The organism is Burkholderia sp. BCC1988, from assembly GCF_905339895.1.
Lineage (GTDB): Bacteria > Pseudomonadota > Gammaproteobacteria > Burkholderiales > Burkholderiaceae > Burkholderia.
In genome coordinates this window covers 94,858-110,229 of the sequence record NZ_CAJPHA010000004.1, presented here as the reverse complement: position 1 = coordinate 110,229, position 15,372 = coordinate 94,858, and the positions used below count along the sequence as shown (strand labels likewise).

General features: G+C 69.0%; 18 protein-coding genes. 8 read left to right on the top strand and 10 right to left on the bottom strand.

Features of this window, described 5'->3' with window-relative positions; genetic code table 11:
- Nucleotides 1-183 precede the first annotated feature (183 nt).
- Nucleotides 184-1,782 carry an AAA family ATPase gene (locus U4012_RS07135; protein WP_321797260.1) on the bottom strand — a complete coding sequence of 533 codons (1,599 nt, stop codon included), beginning with the start codon at nucleotides 1,780-1,782 and terminating at the stop codon, nucleotides 184-186.
- Nucleotides 1,783-1,925: 143 nt separating this feature from the next.
- Between U4012_RS07135 and U4012_RS07130 the strand changes: the two genes are divergently transcribed.
- From U4012_RS07130 to U4012_RS07105, 6 genes are all read left to right on the top strand, one after another.
- Nucleotides 1,926-2,549: a hypothetical protein gene (locus U4012_RS07130; RefSeq protein WP_321797258.1), complete on the top strand. Its 624-nt coding sequence runs from the start codon at nucleotides 1,926-1,928 to the stop codon at nucleotides 2,547-2,549.
- A gap of 240 nt (nucleotides 2,550-2,789) precedes the next feature.
- Nucleotides 2,790-3,263 (top strand): universal stress protein, encoded by a 474-nt coding sequence (locus U4012_RS07125; RefSeq protein ID WP_124485876.1) that lies wholly within the window; start codon nucleotides 2,790-2,792, stop codon nucleotides 3,261-3,263.
- Nucleotides 3,264-3,303: 40 nt separating this feature from the next.
- Entirely contained in the window at nucleotides 3,304-3,579 is a 276-nt protein-coding gene (locus U4012_RS07120) for a DUF1488 domain-containing protein (RefSeq protein WP_321797256.1), read from the top strand.
- A 177-nt stretch (nucleotides 3,580-3,756) separates the two neighbouring features.
- Nucleotides 3,757-4,191, top strand: a complete 435-nt coding sequence (locus U4012_RS07115; protein ID WP_044846524.1) for an Hsp20/alpha crystallin family protein — start codon at nucleotides 3,757-3,759, stop codon at nucleotides 4,189-4,191.
- A 205-nt stretch (nucleotides 4,192-4,396) separates the two neighbouring features.
- A complete protein-coding gene (locus U4012_RS07110) occupies nucleotides 4,397-5,047 on the top strand; it encodes a BON domain-containing protein (RefSeq protein WP_044846525.1) in 651 nt (216 codons plus the stop codon).
- A 48-nt stretch (nucleotides 5,048-5,095) separates the two neighbouring features.
- The gene (locus U4012_RS07105) at nucleotides 5,096-5,335 is read left to right on the top strand and encodes a hypothetical protein (protein WP_321797252.1); all 240 of its coding nucleotides are present in this window, start codon (nucleotides 5,096-5,098) and stop codon (nucleotides 5,333-5,335) included.
- A gap of 121 nt (nucleotides 5,336-5,456) precedes the next feature.
- On the opposite strand, the gene U4012_RS07100 is transcribed toward U4012_RS07105, so the two are convergent.
- The 4 genes from U4012_RS07100 to U4012_RS07085 all read right to left on the bottom strand — a co-directional run bounded on the left by U4012_RS07100 (nucleotide 5,457) and on the right by U4012_RS07085 (nucleotide 8,235).
- Nucleotides 5,457-5,690 carry a hypothetical protein gene (locus tag U4012_RS07100; protein ID WP_124485878.1) on the bottom strand — a complete coding sequence of 78 codons (234 nt, stop codon included), beginning with the start codon at nucleotides 5,688-5,690 and terminating at the stop codon, nucleotides 5,457-5,459.
- Between the two features lie 140 nt (nucleotides 5,691-5,830).
- Nucleotides 5,831-6,850 (bottom strand): LOG family protein, encoded by a 1,020-nt coding sequence (locus tag U4012_RS07095; protein WP_321797249.1) that lies wholly within the window; start codon nucleotides 6,848-6,850, stop codon nucleotides 5,831-5,833.
- Nucleotides 6,851-6,872: 22 nt separating this feature from the next.
- A complete protein-coding gene (locus U4012_RS07090) occupies nucleotides 6,873-7,208 on the bottom strand; it encodes a c-type cytochrome (RefSeq protein ID WP_321797247.1) in 336 nt (111 codons plus the stop codon).
- Between the two features lie 19 nt (nucleotides 7,209-7,227).
- On the bottom strand, nucleotides 7,228-8,235 hold the full coding sequence (locus U4012_RS07085; RefSeq protein WP_321797245.1) for an Acg family FMN-binding oxidoreductase: 1,008 nt from the start codon (nucleotides 8,233-8,235) through the stop codon (nucleotides 7,228-7,230).
- Nucleotides 8,236-8,408: 173 nt separating this feature from the next.
- On the opposite strand from U4012_RS07085, the gene U4012_RS07080 reads away from it, so the two are divergent.
- A complete protein-coding gene (locus U4012_RS07080) occupies nucleotides 8,409-9,398 on the top strand; it encodes a zinc-dependent alcohol dehydrogenase family protein (RefSeq protein WP_321797242.1) in 990 nt (329 codons plus the stop codon).
- A 25-nt stretch (nucleotides 9,399-9,423) separates the two neighbouring features.
- Here the strand turns inward: U4012_RS07080 and fnr are convergent, their stop codons facing one another.
- The 3 genes from fnr to U4012_RS07065 all read right to left on the bottom strand — a co-directional run bounded on the left by fnr (nucleotide 9,424) and on the right by U4012_RS07065 (nucleotide 13,264).
- Nucleotides 9,424-10,197 (bottom strand): fumarate/nitrate reduction transcriptional regulator Fnr, encoded by a 774-nt coding sequence (gene fnr / locus U4012_RS07075; protein ID WP_044846528.1) that lies wholly within the window; start codon nucleotides 10,195-10,197, stop codon nucleotides 9,424-9,426.
- 428 nt (nucleotides 10,198-10,625) lie between these two features.
- Nucleotides 10,626-11,273, bottom strand: a complete 648-nt coding sequence (locus U4012_RS07070) for a response regulator transcription factor (protein WP_321797239.1) — start codon at nucleotides 11,271-11,273, stop codon at nucleotides 10,626-10,628.
- Nucleotides 11,270-13,264: a PAS domain S-box protein gene (locus U4012_RS07065; protein WP_321797237.1), complete on the bottom strand. Its 1,995-nt coding sequence runs from the start codon at nucleotides 13,262-13,264 to the stop codon at nucleotides 11,270-11,272. Before U4012_RS07065 ends, U4012_RS07070 begins: the two co-directional genes overlap by 4 nt.
- 251 nt (nucleotides 13,265-13,515) lie before the next feature.
- Between U4012_RS07065 and U4012_RS07060 the strand changes: the two genes are divergently transcribed.
- Nucleotides 13,516-13,965 carry a universal stress protein gene (locus U4012_RS07060; protein WP_321797235.1) on the top strand — a complete coding sequence of 150 codons (450 nt, stop codon included), beginning with the start codon at nucleotides 13,516-13,518 and terminating at the stop codon, nucleotides 13,963-13,965.
- A gap of 52 nt (nucleotides 13,966-14,017) precedes the next feature.
- Here the strand turns inward: U4012_RS07060 and U4012_RS07055 are convergent, their stop codons facing one another.
- Both U4012_RS07055 and U4012_RS07050 read right to left on the bottom strand, forming a co-directional pair.
- Nucleotides 14,018-14,854 carry a universal stress protein gene (locus U4012_RS07055; protein ID WP_124485884.1) on the bottom strand — a complete coding sequence of 279 codons (837 nt, stop codon included), beginning with the start codon at nucleotides 14,852-14,854 and terminating at the stop codon, nucleotides 14,018-14,020.
- Entirely contained in the window at nucleotides 14,851-15,354 is a 504-nt protein-coding gene (locus U4012_RS07050; RefSeq protein ID WP_124485885.1) for a universal stress protein, read from the bottom strand. The genes U4012_RS07055 and U4012_RS07050 overlap by 4 nt, the downstream gene beginning before the upstream one ends.
- Nucleotides 15,355-15,372: the final 18 nt, after the last annotated feature.

Here is a 15,372-nt window from a genome sequence, read left to right as displayed (position 1 = left end):
AGATTAGTGCGACGGGCGATCGAACGGAAACCCGGTCGATTTCTTGCAGCAAGTGAACGAACCGCAGCGGGGGGAAGCCGCCCCGGGCGAAGTTGGGGGCGAACCACCTCGAAAGCCGAGCGAGCCGCCTTCGTGCGGGCGGATCGCGCCATCCTGGCGTCCGGCACGAGCCGCGCCGCGTGCCTACGCGTGCAGCGCGGCGAGCAACGGCGCCCAGAACGCGCCGCTTTCATACGCCGCGGCATCGCAATCGGTGTCGAAACGAATCGCGATCGCTGCTTCAGCTTCGGTCAGCGGATCGGCATGCTCGATCTGCCGGGCCAGCACGGCGGCATCGGCATCGGAGGCATCGCGTCCGCGTGCCGCCCGGGCAGCGACACGCGCGGCGAGCGTTGCCCGGCTCGCAGTGAAATCGAGCATCGCGACGCGCACGCCGAGCCGGGCGGCGAGCGCGATGAACGCCGTCCGGTTGCGCCGGCGCAGGAACGTCGCATCGACGATCGCCGTGTAGCCGCTGTCGATGACCACGCGAGCCTCCGAAAGCAGTCGGTCGTAGATCTCGTCGATCGCCGTATCCGAATAGGCAACGGCGGGCAGGCGGGTGCCGGCCGATGCCCCGGCCAGGCGCTTGCGCTCGACGTCGCTGGACAGCCGGATGGCGCCGAGCCGCTCGGCCAGCGCACGGCTCGCCAGCGACTTGCCCGAACCGGAAACCCCGTGACACAGGAGCAACGCCGGCTGCGCATCGCGTCGTGCGTCGGCCATCGCCGACGCAATGCGCAGATAGCGGGCGCGTGCCGCTGCGTCGCCGCGCAGCCGGGCGGTCAGCGCGCGCACCAGCGCACGGTAGACGAAGTAGCACGGCAGCACGCCGAGTGCAGCATGGTCGCCCGTCCGCGCCAGCCAGCCGGAAAGGAGGCGGTGGGCGCAATCCTCGCGTCCGTGAGCGGAGAAATCCATCAGCGCGAACGCGAGATCGCTCGCCACGTCGATCCAGCGCAGCGCGTCGTCGAATTCGACGCAGTCGAACATCAGGATCCGGTTCCGCCAGCGCACGATGTTATCGAGATGCAGGTCCCCGTGACATGCGCGCACGAAACCGAGCGCATGCCGATCGGCGAGCCGCGGTGCGATGCGGGTCAGTTCGGCTTCGTACCAGGCGTGCAGCACGGCTTCGTCCGGCACCGCGACGTCGAGCGTGTCGAGCAAGGGCCGGCACTGGGCCGCGACGCTCGCCGCGCTGCCGGGATGGCCGCGCGGCGCACGGCGCGACGCGTGCAGATGATGGCGGGCCAGCGTATCGGCGAGGGCGTCCGCGTCCGCGAGACCGTCGTCGTGCGATGCGCTGCGAGCCGACAGCATCGCGTGCGCGTCGAACCGGCGCATGCGCACCACGTACTCGCCCGGCGCCGTCCGCTGCCGGCGCCCGCCGGTCGGCACCGGTGCACCGAACGCGCACCGCCGGCCATGCGTGACGAGCGGCCAGACGCCCAGGTACAGCGGGCCGGCGAACGGCCGGTTGAGCGTGCACTCCGCGAGCGCGCAGCGGCGCCGCCGCGCCGGCTGCACGAGATCCACGAAGGCGAAGCGCACCGGCTTGATGCGCTTGTACGCGTAGCGCCCGGCCAGATAAACGACGGACAGATGGGTTTCGATCCGCTCGATCCGGCCGGCGGGATGGGGATAGGTATCTGGCCGGCGCAACGCGCGATCGAATTGTCTCGACTTTCGTCGTGCGTTTCCGCGGCTCGGCGCGAACGGGACATGTGGCGCTCGGGACATGATGAACGGATCGGTTATACGGGGCGCGCGTACGCGTTGCCGCGCCCGGCGGGTTGGATACGAAACGAGTATGCGCGTTCTCGTTCGCCCGATGTCGCCGGATCCGGCCGGCAGGCCCGGAATTGCCGACGCGACGAACCCTATTGCAGCCGACCACGGCGTATCGCGACTTGATGCCGGTCAAGCCGGACGCCCGACAGACGCGCGATCAGACGCTTGACGCAGGTCAACCGCATTCCCCGGGGCGGCAATACAGTCGGTTCGAGCGCCCGCGCAAAGCGGCGCGTGACCGTATGCGGAATTCACGGCCGGACGAGGCATTGACGATGAAACGACGGGCGTTGGCGATGGCTGTGCTGCTCGCGCTGGGCGCATGTGCCGGGGCGGAGCGAACCGGGACCTTCAGGACGATGGAAACACGACTGCTCGAGATGCGTCAGGCCACCTCGCTGCAGTGTTCGACGCCGTCCGAGTGCGACCGTGCGTGGAGCCGCACGCGGCGCTACGTCCAGGATCATTCGTCGACCCGAATCACGCGATTCAGTGCGGACCGGATCGAGACGGCGCAACCGTATGTGGCCGGAGAAGTCTATCTCTGGGCGTCGCGCGCGGAATCGGGTGGCGGCGGCTCGGTGATCCGGCTCAAGGCGATGTGCAAGGGCATGTATGACAGCAACGGCGGCCCGGGATGGCAATACGTTGCGTGCGCCAGGAAGATCCTTGAAATCGAGCAAGGCTTCCGGTCGGACGAGAACCCGCCGGGCTAGCGGCGGATGCCGTCGGTTCTCGGCAATGCGGCGCCTCGCCTCCCGGTCGGCCGGATGCCGGCCAACGGCCGACCGCCGACCGCTTCGGCCCGCATGCCGCGACGAGCGCCAGTCGCCACGCGTGCCGGTTTCGCGGCGGCTCCCGACCGTTGACCTTGGTCAACGCCTGCCCGCGGCGAGCGCCGATGATGGAAGCGAAGCCGAACGCCGTCGGCGCGTCCGTTCATCAGCGAGGTTCGCATGTACACGAATATCATGGTTGCCACGGACGGTAGTCCTTCGGCGCATCGCGCGCTCGACGAAGGTCTCAGGATGGCCAGGCTGTGCGGCGCCCGCCTGTTCGCCGTGTTCGTCGTCGACAAGTCCACGCTGTTCGCCTACGGCGGCCGGATGGAGCCGGAAGCCTTGCTCGACGAGATCCGGCGCCACGGCGCCGCGATCCTGCGAGACGCCGACCGGACGATCTCGCGCGCGGCAGTCAACGGCGAGACGGACCTCATCGAGACCGATTTCGGCCAGGACGTCGCGGCGCGCCTGCAGCGCTACGTCGTCGATCGTTCGATCGATCTGGCCGTGGTCGGCACGCACGGTCGGCGCGGGGTCCGGCGGCTGGTGCTCGGCAGCGTCGCCGAACGTTTCCTGCGCGCATCGAGTTGCCCGGTCCTGCTCGTGCGCGGTGAGGATGCCGCGCCCGCGACGGTCGCGGCGGCCTAGTGTCGCCGTCGGCCAGCGCCTACCTCCCCAGGTGATCATCATGCAGATATCGTTTCCTTCCGAACAGCCGACGTATTGCGGATTCGACCCGGCGTTGAGCTTTCCGGCGCTCGTGGAAGGCCGGCGCGTACGCTGTTCGATCACTGCGGCCGCGCTGGAAGATCACTTCTGCGCGGCGTCGCCTCGCGAGCAGGATCTCGTCGACGCGTTTGCGCGCCATCGTCCCGCCATCGAGCGCGCTGCCCGCTGCCTGCTCGAGGAAATCGGCGGCCGGCCGGTCCTGCTTCACAGCGGCTATTTCCGCTTCTGTACGTAACCGGCCGCAGCCCTTGACGCGCGTCAAGCGCGCGCCGGGGCGCGGAGGTACGCTGGATTTCCAAGGATCAATCGTCCCATGCGCGACATGGGGTGTCGCGCCCTCCGATCTTCATTGCGGCCGCTGCTGTCGGGACGAGCGCACCGGCCGCATGTCACCATATGAGGAGTACGAACCATGAGCAACATGACGCGTTACGATCCGTTTTCGATCGAACCCGTATCCGACCTGTTCCAGGGGCTGTTCAGGCCGCTGCGCGGCATGGCGCTGGCGGACCAGCCCGATCTTGCATCGATGAAGATCGACGTCACCGAAAACGACAAGGCGTATACCGTCAATGCGGAACTGCCCGGCGTCGCCAAGGACGATATCGACGTCCAGGTGACGGGCAATACCGTATCGATCCACGCGAAGATCGAGCGCAACAACGAGCAGAAGGAAGGCGAGCGCGTGATCCGGCGCGAGCGCTACAGCGGTGCGATCAGCCGCTCGTTCTCGCTGTCCGGCGACATCGACGATGCGAGCGCGACGGCGACGTATCAGGATGGCGTGCTGTCGCTGACGCTGCCGAAGAAGGCGCCGGTCGGGCAGAAGAAACTCACGATCAGCTGATCGCACGACGGGCAGCGGGCGAGGCAGGCACGCGTCGCCCATCGGCAGGAGCCGACGCGCGGAGCGATCCGCGCGCCGCTTCGCCGCGCTACGACGTGCGGCGCCCGGCATCCGTTGACCTGCATCAGCGATCGAAAGCCGCGCGTGTGCAACGCTGGCTGCGTGCGGCCAACAGGCACGCCGCGGGCTTACAGGAGAGCAGACGATGAAAACCGACAAGCAGTTGAAAGAGGATGTCCAGGACGAACTGGAGTCCGACCCGGCGATCGATTCGACCCGCATCGGCGTCGAGGTGGCCGACCGGATCGTGACGCTTTCCGGGCACCCGCCGAGCTACGCGGAGAAGCTGGCGATCGAGCGCGCGGCGAACCGCGTGGCCGGCGTCAAGGCGCTCGTCGTCGACATGACCGTGCATCTGCCGGACGACGACGTGCGCACCGACGAGGACATCGCGAAAGCGGTGCGTTCGGTGCTGCACTGGACGGTCGGGCTGCATGACGACGCGGTCAAGGTGCAGGTCGAACGCGGCTGGATCACGTTGTCCGGCAAGGTCGACTGGGCGTACCAGAGCCACCTGGCCGTGCGCGCGATCTCGCAGATGCGCAGCGTGACGGGCGTGACCGACCACATCGCGGTACAGGGGACGGTCGGTTCGGCCGACATCGGCGGCAACATCAAGCGCGCGATCATGCGCCATGCGGAGCGCGAGGCGAGGCACATCGCGATCGACGTGCACGACGGCACCGTGCGGCTGTCCGGCAAGGTCGGCTCGTTCTCCGAGCGCAAGGCCGTGCGGGGTGCCGCGTGGTCCGCGCGCGGCGTGCGTGCCGTGATCGACGATCTGGTGGTCGAGTAAGTCCGGCAGGCGCAGGAGCGGTTCGCGGCGATCCGGGAGGGCGGTCGAATGACGCTTTCAGGCGAACTTCACGAAACGGACTGGTCGGTCGCGATCGAGACGGTCGCGGCCGAAACGGGCGCCTTCCGCTGCCGGATCCACGTCACGCTCGAATCGCCGGACGGCAGGTGCGAGCGGACGTTCGCGCACTGCAGGACGCATGCGACCGAGCGCGAAGCCGCGATCGACGCGCTGCGAGCCGGGATGACGTGGATCGAGATGCGCAAGTCGAACACCTTCACGACCTGAACCGGTGAGCGGGGCGGGGCGACGCAGGCGTCGGTCCCGTCGCGCGCTGCGCGAAGCCGCGCGGCGACGCGGGTGTCGCACCGGCGACAGATGCCGAGGCGCCACACCACGCCGTCGCGTATCACTCCACCTTGAGCGCGGAAAGCTGCAGCGCCTGGGCGAAGCGGGCCAGTGTGGCGATCGATCCCGTCACGCTTTCGTAGCGCTCGCGCCCGATCTGCCCGTCGAGTGTCACCAGCATGCCGGCGTCCCGGGCGAGCGCGACGAGTGCCAGCGTGTCGAGCGCGGCCGTGTCGGCCGTGTCGGATGCGGCGGCCCGCATCCCCGAATCGGAACGATAGTCGGCGTGTGACATGACGCTTCTCCTGGTTGTTGTGCGATCGGCGTGCCGGTCGGCCGGTATCCGTGGTTTCAGTATCGTTGCCGCGCGCTCCCGATTCAATCAGCGTGCCCCGAAGTCGAGGTAGGAATCGCACCCGTCTCGTCGGCGGATTCCTACACGGAACGTGGCTTCGAAGACCCGTTGCAGCGTGCCGGCGCGCGTTCGCGACGCCGCGCATACCAGCTGCCTATCGCGTCCCAGATCGCCTCGGCGGATTCGCAATACGTGAACAGTTCCAGGTCGCGGCGGTCGATCATCCCTTCGTCCGCGAGAAACGCCAGGTCGACCGCGCGGCGCCAGTACGCCTCGCCGACGAGGACGACCGGCAGCGGCGCGATCTTGCGCGTCTGCAGCAGGGTCAGCACTTCGAACAGCTCGTCGAACGTGCCGTAGCCGCCGGGGAAGAAGACGGCCGCTTTCGCGCGCTCGAGCAGGTGCAGCTTGCGGATCGCGAAATAGTGGAACCGGAAGCAGAGCGCCCGCGTGATGTACGGATTGGGCGCCTGTTCACGCGGCAGCTCGATATTGAAGCCGATGCTCGGCGCGCCGCGCTCGTACGCCCCTCGGTTGGCGGCCTCCATGATGCCGGGGCCGCCGCCGGTGACGATCGCGAGCCGCGCGGTGCGCGTGCACCGGTCGGCATGGGCGACGATGCGCCCGAACGCGCGCGCGACGCGGTAATACACGCTGTATTCGACGAGCCGGCTGGCGATCGTGACGGCGCGCCGCCGGCTCGCGTCGTACGGACGCTCCGCGAGCAGGCGATTCGCTTCGTCCAGCCGCGCCTTCGCGACCGACGGCGCGACGATGCGCGTGCTGCCGTAGATCACGACCGCATGGCCGATCCGTTCGTTCTGCAGGCGCTCCTCGGCTTTCCAGTAATCGAATTGCAGCCGGATGCCGCGCATGCCGGAACCCCGCAGAAGGGTCGCGTCTGCTTCGGCCGAGACGCGGTTCGGGGATGGGGCGACGCGCCGCGCGCGGCGCGGGATGGCGTTCTTGCCGACGACGGCATCGGGCCTCGCGCGTAGCCGTTTGCCGCGCATCTTGGCGATCGTCGCGGCGGGGGCGGGGCCGCGGCGTGCGTGGCCGCGTGTCATGCCGGCGGGCGCGCGTTTGACGAGGGTCGACATGAACGGAAGCGCCACGCGACGGTCACTGGCTCAACACCCATTGCACGAGCCGATGCGCGTCGTCGCGAGACAGCGGGCCGCCGCGATCGATGGCGGACGGCATCGGCGTGTCGCCCCAGTGCGCACGGCCGCCGACGCGCAGCTTGCGTTCCAGCTGCGCGGCGGCGTGCGGATCGCCGCGGTAGCGCTCGGCGATCTCGTGAAACGACGGCCCGAGGAACGTCTTGTCGGGCGTATGGCAGAACATGCAGTGCTGCGCATTGACGAGTTCGGTCGGCTCGGGCACGGTCGTCTGCGCGGCGGCCGTGCCGGCGAGCGCGGTGAGCGCGCAGAGGGCGGCGCAACGCACGATGTTCATGTTCGGTTCCTCGTCGAGATCAGGTGAAGGAGATCACTTCGTCGAGCGGGCGACGCGGCGAATGCGGCGTATGCGGGCCGCGCCCGACGCGCAGCAGCAACTGCGGCTCGCCGCGCAGCCCGAGCATGTGGCGCAGGTGGGCGCGCAACCCGGCCGTCTCGATCGGCTGGTTCAGGTACGACGCGGTATAACCGGCGCGCGTCGCGACGAGCAGGATCCGCTCGAGCGCCTGCCCGGCGGCGAGCCACGCGTCGCGATCGTCGCGCACGGTCGCGATGCACACGATCAGCGGCGACGCGCCGACGAGCTGGTGATGCAGCGCGGCCAGCCCGTCGCCGAGATCGAAGGTCCGTACCGCCATCGTCACGACGGGCGCGGCGAAATCCAGCAGCGCCGGCACGCCGGCCGCGAATGCCGGCATGCCGTCGGCGTGCCGGCGCGGATCGATCCAGCTCGCCAGCTCGCGCCGGAAGTGCGGGTCCGCGAACTGCTGGCGGTCGGCCTCGGCAACCAGTTCGGCCACGCGCGCACGGTGCGCGAGCGCGTCGACGCACGCGACGTCGGCGCCTTCCGCGACGCCGGCAGCAATCAGCGCCTGCTGGATCTCGTGCGGCACGGCCGTCGATTCGAACGGCGCGCGCGTCGTGACGCGCTCCGGAATTGCATCGAACAGCGTGCCGAGGGACGCATCGGAATAGCCGTCGTCGCAGACGCGGACGAGCGCCAGCAGATCGGGATCGACTTCGGAAGGAAACGTGCCGATCGTATGGGCGAGCCCGGCGTGATTGAGCGCGACCCGCAGGTTGAGCAACGCCGCGCCGCAGCTGATGATCAACTCGCGATCGAACGGATCGACCACCGGCAACGCGCGGACGCGGTCCGCGCAGACCGATATCGTGGCGCCGTTGACCAGGAAGCGCCACGGCTGGGAATTGTGGCTGGACGGCGCCAGCACCGCGTAGCCCAGCAGCTCCCTCAGCTGCTGGTCGGGATGGGCGCTTGCGGCAAGCGGGGGAACGGATATCATCGATCATCTCCAGGTCGCCGCGCGGGCGGCGTCGTGCCACTTCATCGTGTCAGCAACCGTCCGGCGGCCGTTGACCCACGTCAAGCGCCGGTCATCGCGCCGAACGCACGCGGGGCGGAGCGACTAGCCTTGGATGGCGAAGCGCGCGAAACCGGTCGCGCAGGGAGGCGAGCATGCTTGCGATGATGTTTGACGGCACGACGCCGCATTTGCGCGAAGCGCGCGTGCCGGATCCGTCGCCCGCGGCGGGACAGCTGCTGATCGACGTCCACGCGTGCGGCGTCTGCCGGACCGATCTGCACGTCGTCGATGGCGAGCTCGCGCACCCGAAGCTGCCGCTGATTCCGGGTCACGAAATCGTCGGGACGGTGCGCAGGCTGGGCGAAGGCGCGACGGGCTTCGCCGTCGGCGACCGGGTCGGCGTGCCGTGGCTGGGCTCGACGTGCGGGCATTGCGCATATTGCACGTCCGGCCGCGAGAATCTGTGCGACACCCCCGGATTCACCGGCTATACGATCGACGGCGGCTACGCCGAGTGCGCGCTCGCCGACCATCGCTATTGCGTGCATCTGCCGCAGCGCTACTCCGATCTGGAAGCCGCGCCGCTCCTGTGCGCGGGCCTGATCGGTTATCGCACCCTGCGGATGGCGGGCGACGCGCGCCGCATCGGCATCTACGGCTTCGGTGCGGCGGCCCATCTCGTCGCGCAAGTCGCGCATTGCGAGGGACGCAAGGTGTTCGCGCTGACGAAGCCCGGCGATACCGTCGCGCAGCAGCTCGCGCTGTCGCTGGGTGCGGCGTGGGCCGGCGGCAGCGACGAAGCGCCGCCGGAGCCGCTCGATGCCGCGCTGATCTTCGCGCCGGTGGGGGCGCTGGTGCCGGCCGCGCTGCGCGCGCTCGACAAGGGCGGGATCGTCGTGTGCGGCGGCATTCACATGAGCGACATCCCGGGCTTTCCGTACGCGTGGCTGTGGGGCGAGCGCCGCATCGCGTCGGTGGCCAACCTGACACGCGCGGATGCGGTCGAATTCATGCGGATCGCGGCCGCGATGCCGCTGCGGGTCGAGGCGGTGCGCTATGCGCTGACCGACGCGAACCGCGCACTCGACGACCTGCGCGGCGGCCGCGTATCGGGCGCCGCCGTGCTGGGCATGCGCGGTTGAGCTGCTCGACGGCGCCGCGGCGCGCTCAGATCTGCTGCAGGCCTTCCGAATCGACGATCCGGATCTGCTTGCCTTGCGCCGCGACGAGCCCCTTGTGCTGGAACTTCGACAGCATGCGGCTGACGGTTTCGAGCTTCATGCCGAGATATTCGCCGATCTCGTCGCGCGTCATCCGCAGCACGAATTCCGCGGCCGAGTAGCCGCGTGCCTTGAAGCGCGCGGACAGATTCAGCAGGAACGCGGCCACCCGCTGTTCGGCGCTCATCGTGCCGAGCAGCAGCATCTGCGAGGATTCGCGCACGATCTCGCCGCCCATCATCTGGTACACGTGGTGCTGCATCGGCCGCACTTCGCGGCACATCTGCTCGAGCTGGCCGAACGGGATGATGCAGACCGTGCTGTCCTCGAGCGCGATCGCGTCGCCGTTGTGGTGCCCGGTGTACACGCCGTCGAGCCCGAGCGACTCGCCGACGATCTGGAAGCCGGTGATCTGCTCGTCGCCGTCGCGATGCATCACGATGGTCTTGAACGACCCGGTTCTTACTGCGTAGATGCTGTTGAACGCATCGCCCGCGCGAAACAGCGTTTCGCCGCGCTTGACGTGGCGCGTCGTGCAGATCATCGCGTCGACGCGCGCGAAATCGTCGGGCGACAGATCGGACGGCATGCAGACGGTCCGCAATGCGCACGTCGAACAGCGGGACGCGGCGCGCTTGGGTTGATCCGCCGCTTCGACGCGATGCAGCGGGATGAACGGGCGCATCGGCATGGTCGTCGTGGCTTCGGCACTGCTCTGCATGATCGGCTCCAGTTCGGGGACAGCGGCGGCCCGCCGTCGGGCGGGGTCGCGCTGGCCGTTGTACCGGCGGCTTTGGTCTCTGCCGCCTTCCTCTCGGAAAAGCCCCGCCGGACGCACCGGGAGACCGATACGCCAGTCTCGACGATGTTGCGGCCGTTGCTCCGGGAGGCACGTTTGCTCGTTTTTACTGATGCCAGTATGGATGTTGCGCGGCGTCAAGAAAATCAGCCGGAATTGAAGTTGCGGTAGGTGAGACGGAAGTCTTGTAGGACGTTTCCTACAGGGGTGCGGCAACTTGTCGCGAGCGTCGCGGCGGGGTGCCGGACGCAGATGAACGGTGCGGCGCCGCCGGCGCCGGCCCGGCCGCCGTCACCGATGCCTTCAGGTCAGGGCATCGGGCGAAGACGCGACCGCGCCCGATGCCGCCGTCAGAGCTCGTCCGGGTCCTCGAACAGCTTGTGGCGCATCGCGTAGCGTACGAGTGCCGTGTCGTTCGCCATCTGCATCTTCTCGAGGATGCGCGTCTTGTACGTGCTGACGGTCTTGACGCTGACGCACAGCGCCTGCGCGATTTCGGAAATCGACTCGCCGGTGGTGACGCGCCGGAACACGTCGAACTCGCGGTCGGACAGGCGCTGGTGCGGCAGGAGATCGGTCGGCTCGTTCAGGCTCTGCGCGAACTGCTCGGCCATGGTCAGGCTGACGTAGACACCGCCGGCCGCGATCTTGGTCAATGCGGCGACCAGTTCGGCGCTGGCGCTTTCCTTGGTCATGTAGCCCGAGGCGCCCGCGCGGAATGCCCGCACCGCGTACTGCTGCTCGGCATGCATCGTCAGCACGAGGACATGCAATCCCGGCTTCTCGTCCTTGATCTGCTTGATGAGTTCGACGCCGTTGCGGCCGGGCATCGACAGGTCGAGCACCAGCACGTCGGCATCGGTGCCGCGCATGAGCGCGATCGTCGACGCGCTGTCCTGCGCTTCCCCGACGACCTCGAAACCGCTCGCGCTCTGCAGGATGTGCCGCAGGCCGTCCCTGACGAGCGCGTGGTCGTCGGCAATGAGTACCCTGATCATGAAGGCACTTCTCCTTGCTGGATGGCGTGCAGCGGCAACGCCACGGTGATCGTGAAACCCGCGCCCGGCCGGTTGTCGATCGTCACCGTCCCGTCGAGCATGTGCGCGCGCTCGCGGATCCCGATCAGGCCGAACGACGGGCGGTCCTGCCCGTTGCGGGCGGGCTCCGGCGCGCCGTGACCGTTGTCCGCGATGCGCAGCATGCAATAACCGTCTTCCACTTTCAATGCCAGTTTCACGTTCGTCGCGTCCGAGTGCCGCGCGACGTTGGTCAGCGCCTCCTGCACGATGCGGAACAGCGTCGTCGCACCGGCGCCGGTGAACGCGGTATCGACGGGCGGCAGCTCACGGTCGACCGTGATCCTGTAGCGGCGCGTGAAATCGTTTGCAAGCCATTCGATCGCCGGAACGAGACCCAGGTCGTCGAGCATCACCGGCCGCAGGTCGGCCGCGATGCGCCGGACCGACGCAACGATCGAATCGATCAGGCGATGCATGCCGCCCAGCCGCTCGCGCACGCCGGTGTCGGGGGCGACGATGCCCGCGAGCCCCAGCTCGACGGCCGAAAGATCCATCTTGAGTGCGGTGAGCTGCTGGCCGAGGTCGTCGTGCAGTTCGCGCGCGATCCGTGTCTTCTCTTCCTCGCGCACGTTCTGCAGGTTGGCGGACAGCTCGCGCAGTTCCTCGCGCGACTGCTCGAGGGCGTTTTCCGCGCGTACCCGCTCGGTCACGTCGCGCAGCATGACCGTGTACAGCTTGCCGGTGCCGTCGCGAATCTGCGAGATCGACGCCTCGATCGGAAACTCGGTGCCGTCGGCGCGCAAGCCGAACAGCACGCGTTGCCGCCCCATCTGGCGCTCGGACACACCCGTCACGCCGAACTGCTCGACGTGTCGCGCATGCGCGGCGCGAAAGCGCTCGGGGATGAAGCGGGACAGCGGCGTACCGACCGCCTCCATCGCGCTGACGCCGAACACGTGTTCGGCGGCCGGGTTGAAGATCACGATCGTCTGGCGCTCGTCGACGGTGATGATGGCCTCCATCGACGACCGGATGATGCCCATCATCCGCGCCTCGGTGGGTTGGCTGTCGCCGGCGGGGGCCAGCGCGCGTTTCGCGACGACCTGCCGCACGAGCGCGGCCAGCGTCAGCGAGAGCACGGTGCCGGCCAGCAGGACCGTCGTCGCGGCGCGGGCCGGGGCAGCGCGCGGCGCGCTGTAGCGCAGCGACAGCGGCGTGCCGCCGAACGTCAGCGTATCGGTTCGCGTGAGCACGTCGCGGGCGCCGGCGGCGCCGCCGACGACGAAGCCGGAACCGCCGGAATACGCGGGCGCCGCGGGATTGTCGGCCACGATTTCCAGGCGCAGCGGATCGAGCAGGGAAGGATCGACGAGACGATCCGGATTCAGCGCGGCATAAACGTACCCGGTCGCCGTTGCGTGCCGCGGCCCGGACGCCGTGCCGTCCTCGGCATTGGCGTAGATCGGCAGGTAAAGCGTCAGCTCCATCCGGGCGGGCGTCGCACCGGTGCCGTCCTGGATCGCGTTCGCGGCAAGCGCGACCTCGCCGGTTTCCGCCGCGCGCTGCAGCGCCTGCCGGGTCGCCTGATCGTCCTCCGCGATGCTCGGCTCGATTCTCCCGATGCTGTGGACCGGCGACTGCAATCCGTCCAGATCGAGACCGGTGAGATAGCGGCGCCATGCGGCGCCAGATGGCGGCGCAGGCAGTGCCGATGCGAACCCTCGGGCGCCGTGCAATACGGCAGCGGCGCCGAGAAGACTGCGGCGGAGCGCGGCCGTCGCGCGCGTCGCGGATTGCTCGAACCTTGCGTGGGCGGCGTGTTGTGCGTCGTTCTGCAGTACCCGGGATGCGGCAAATGTCGCAACCAGGCCGAGCGCCAGCGTCAGCACCGCGGCCATGGCGGCATATCGCCCGGGCCGGGTCCGGTGTGGACCCGGCCCGGCCTTGAAGGGAGGCGCATTCACTGTCATTGCCGTTCATCCTGGCGGATTTCGTCGACGGCTGGCTGGCGGCGGGCCCGGACGCGGGGCACGAAAGGCGGGGCAGGCCGCAACTGCGATATCGCCCTGAATTGTGCGCGTTTTGCCGACGTTCGCCAATCGGGACCGACGCGCAAGGGGGCGGCGCCGCGCGTGTTTGACCCGCGTCAACGGAGCGTCGCCTGCGAGGATCAGACTGGCTTCACGAACCGGTCGACCCCTGACGACAACTGGGAGGCGTCATGTACCAAAGGATCTTTGCGGCACTCGACGCCAGCCGTGGCGCGCGCCTCGCGCTCGACGAGGCGATCTCGCTCGCCCGCGAGTCGGGCGGTCTGGTCATCGCCATGTGCGTGGTGTCGGATGCGCCGCGGCTGGCCGACCAGCGCGACCTGGCCGGGCTGGACACGAACGAGGCCGCGGTCGCGGTCTCGGACGCGGAAACGGCGTTCCGGCTGTCCGGCGTACGCGGCATCGCGCACACGATCGACGCGCGCGGAGAGAACGTATCGGACGTGCTGGCGCGTGCCGCCGCCGAATGCGACGCGGACCTGATCGTGATGGGCACGCATGGCCGGCGCGGTTTCCGGCGCATGTTCCTCGGCAGCGTCGCCGAATCACTGGTGCGCATCGCGGACCGGCCGGTGCTGGTCGTACGGGAGGGGCCGGGCGCGTGTGCCGGCATGTTGTGACGGTCGTGACGGGACGAGGGCAGCCGCGCGCGGCTGCCCCGTTTTCGTTCGCTCAGTGAGACAGCAGGACCGGCACCGTCATCGTTTCGAGGATCGTGCGCGTCGCGCCGCCCAGCACGCGTTCGTGCATGCGCGCATGGCTGTACAGGCCCATCACCAGCAGATCCGCATGCAGGTCGGTCGCCCGGTTCAGCAGCGTCGCGCCCACGCTCACCGGCCGTTCGCGCGGCGTGGTCGAGAACGACGCGCGAATGCCGTGCCGTTCGAGATACGCGGCGACGTCGACGCCCGCCGGCGTCTTGTCCGGATCGGGTTGCCCGCGGGTGACCGTCTCGACGTTGACGAAGCGCGCGCGGGCGAGCAGCGGCAGCGCGTCGGCCAGCGCGCGGGCGGCTTCGCGCCCGCCGTCCCAGCCGATCAGCACGTTCTCGCCGAGCGTGCGCACGTCGCCCGCGTAGGGCACGACGAGCGCCGGGCGTCCGCTGCCCATCACGACGTCCTCGACGAAATGACGTGCGACGTAGGTCAGCCGGTCGTCGGGGTCTTCCTGGCCGAGTACCAGCAGATCGGCATGGCGCGCGTGCAGGACCGCGGCGGCGGTCGCCTCGCCGGCCGGCGCCTGCCACTCGACTTGGTTGTGCCCCGCGCGCTCGGCGGCCGCGAGGAATCGCTCCTCGGCCTCCTTGCGCCGCTGTTCGCACAGGCGTTCGTAGACGGCCAGCTTCAGCGGTTCGTCCGGCCGCCGCAGCGGCTCGAGGAGGTCCTGGCAGACCACGTAGAGGCCGATCAGATGGGCGTTCCAGCGTCGCGCGAGCTGGAGCGCGAGGTCGACGCGCGTCGCACAGCGCTCGCTGTCGTCGAGATGGACGAGCAGGGTCTTGTAGCTCATGACGGCTCCTTTTCGGTTGATGCCGCGGTGGTTTCGGCGGGCGCCTGCCCGGCGCAGCTCGCCGGTATCGTCAGGACCGGGCACGTGGCCTGACGCAGCACGCGCTCGGCCACGCTGCCGAGGAACATGCGCCGGAAACCGCGCCGGCCATGCGTGCCGATCACGACCAGGTCGGCGCCGATCTCGCCGGCGAGACCGACGATCCGGTGCGCAACGTCTTCGCCGGCCGGCGCGACGTTGGAGATCTGCGGCGTGCCGGCCACGTCGCGCGCTTTCATGCGGCGTGCCGCGTCATCCGTGACGCGCAGTCCTTCCTCGCGGAATGCATCGATCAGGATCGACGGATCGTATCCGTACGTGTCGTAGGCCGGCACCAGGAAGTCGACGACGTAGACCGGGGTCAGCCGCGCACCCGTCTCCGCCGCGAGGTTCAGCGCGGCGTCGAGTGCGCGGGACGACGTATCGCTGCCGTCGAGCGCGACCAGAATGTTCGAGTACATGACGTTTCCCTTCAACGG

Bases quoted from the DNA above. Each gene is read 5' to 3' on its own strand.
- U4012_RS07105 (WP_321797252.1), top strand. From the start codon at position 5,096: ATGACGCTTTCAGGCGAACTTCACGAAACGGACTGGTCGGTCGCGATC.
- U4012_RS07100 (WP_124485878.1), bottom strand. From the start codon at position 5,690: ATGTCACACGCCGACTATCGTTCCGATTCGGGGATGCGGGCCGCCGCA.
- U4012_RS07125 (WP_124485876.1), top strand. From the start codon at position 2,790: ATGTACACGAATATCATGGTTGCCACGGACGGTAGTCCTTCGGCGCAT.
- U4012_RS07050 (WP_124485885.1), bottom strand. From the start codon at position 15,354: ATGTACTCGAACATTCTGGTCGCGCTCGACGGCAGCGATACGTCGTCC.
- U4012_RS07070 (WP_321797239.1), bottom strand. From the start codon at position 11,273: ATGATCAGGGTACTCATTGCCGACGACCACGCGCTCGTCAGGGACGGC.
- U4012_RS07095 (WP_321797249.1), bottom strand. From the start codon at position 6,850: ATGTCGACCCTCGTCAAACGCGCGCCCGCCGGCATGACACGCGGCCAC.
- U4012_RS07055 (WP_124485884.1), bottom strand. From the start codon at position 14,854: ATGAGCTACAAGACCCTGCTCGTCCATCTCGACGACAGCGAGCGCTGT.
- U4012_RS07080 (WP_321797242.1), top strand. From the start codon at position 8,409: ATGCTTGCGATGATGTTTGACGGCACGACGCCGCATTTGCGCGAAGCG.
- U4012_RS07090 (WP_321797247.1), bottom strand. From the start codon at position 7,208: ATGAACATCGTGCGTTGCGCCGCCCTCTGCGCGCTCACCGCGCTCGCC.
- U4012_RS07135 (WP_321797260.1), bottom strand. From the start codon at position 1,782: ATGTCCCGAGCGCCACATGTCCCGTTCGCGCCGAGCCGCGGAAACGCA.
- U4012_RS07085 (WP_321797245.1), bottom strand. From the start codon at position 8,235: ATGATATCCGTTCCCCCGCTTGCCGCAAGCGCCCATCCCGACCAGCAG.
- U4012_RS07065 (WP_321797237.1), bottom strand. From the start codon at position 13,264: ATGACAGTGAATGCGCCTCCCTTCAAGGCCGGGCCGGGTCCACACCGG.
- U4012_RS07110 (WP_044846525.1), top strand. From the start codon at position 4,397: ATGAAAACCGACAAGCAGTTGAAAGAGGATGTCCAGGACGAACTGGAG.
- U4012_RS07115 (WP_044846524.1), top strand. From the start codon at position 3,757: ATGAGCAACATGACGCGTTACGATCCGTTTTCGATCGAACCCGTATCC.
- fnr (WP_044846528.1), bottom strand. From the start codon at position 10,197: ATGCAGAGCAGTGCCGAAGCCACGACGACCATGCCGATGCGCCCGTTC.
- U4012_RS07120 (WP_321797256.1), top strand. From the start codon at position 3,304: ATGCAGATATCGTTTCCTTCCGAACAGCCGACGTATTGCGGATTCGAC.
- U4012_RS07060 (WP_321797235.1), top strand. From the start codon at position 13,516: ATGTACCAAAGGATCTTTGCGGCACTCGACGCCAGCCGTGGCGCGCGC.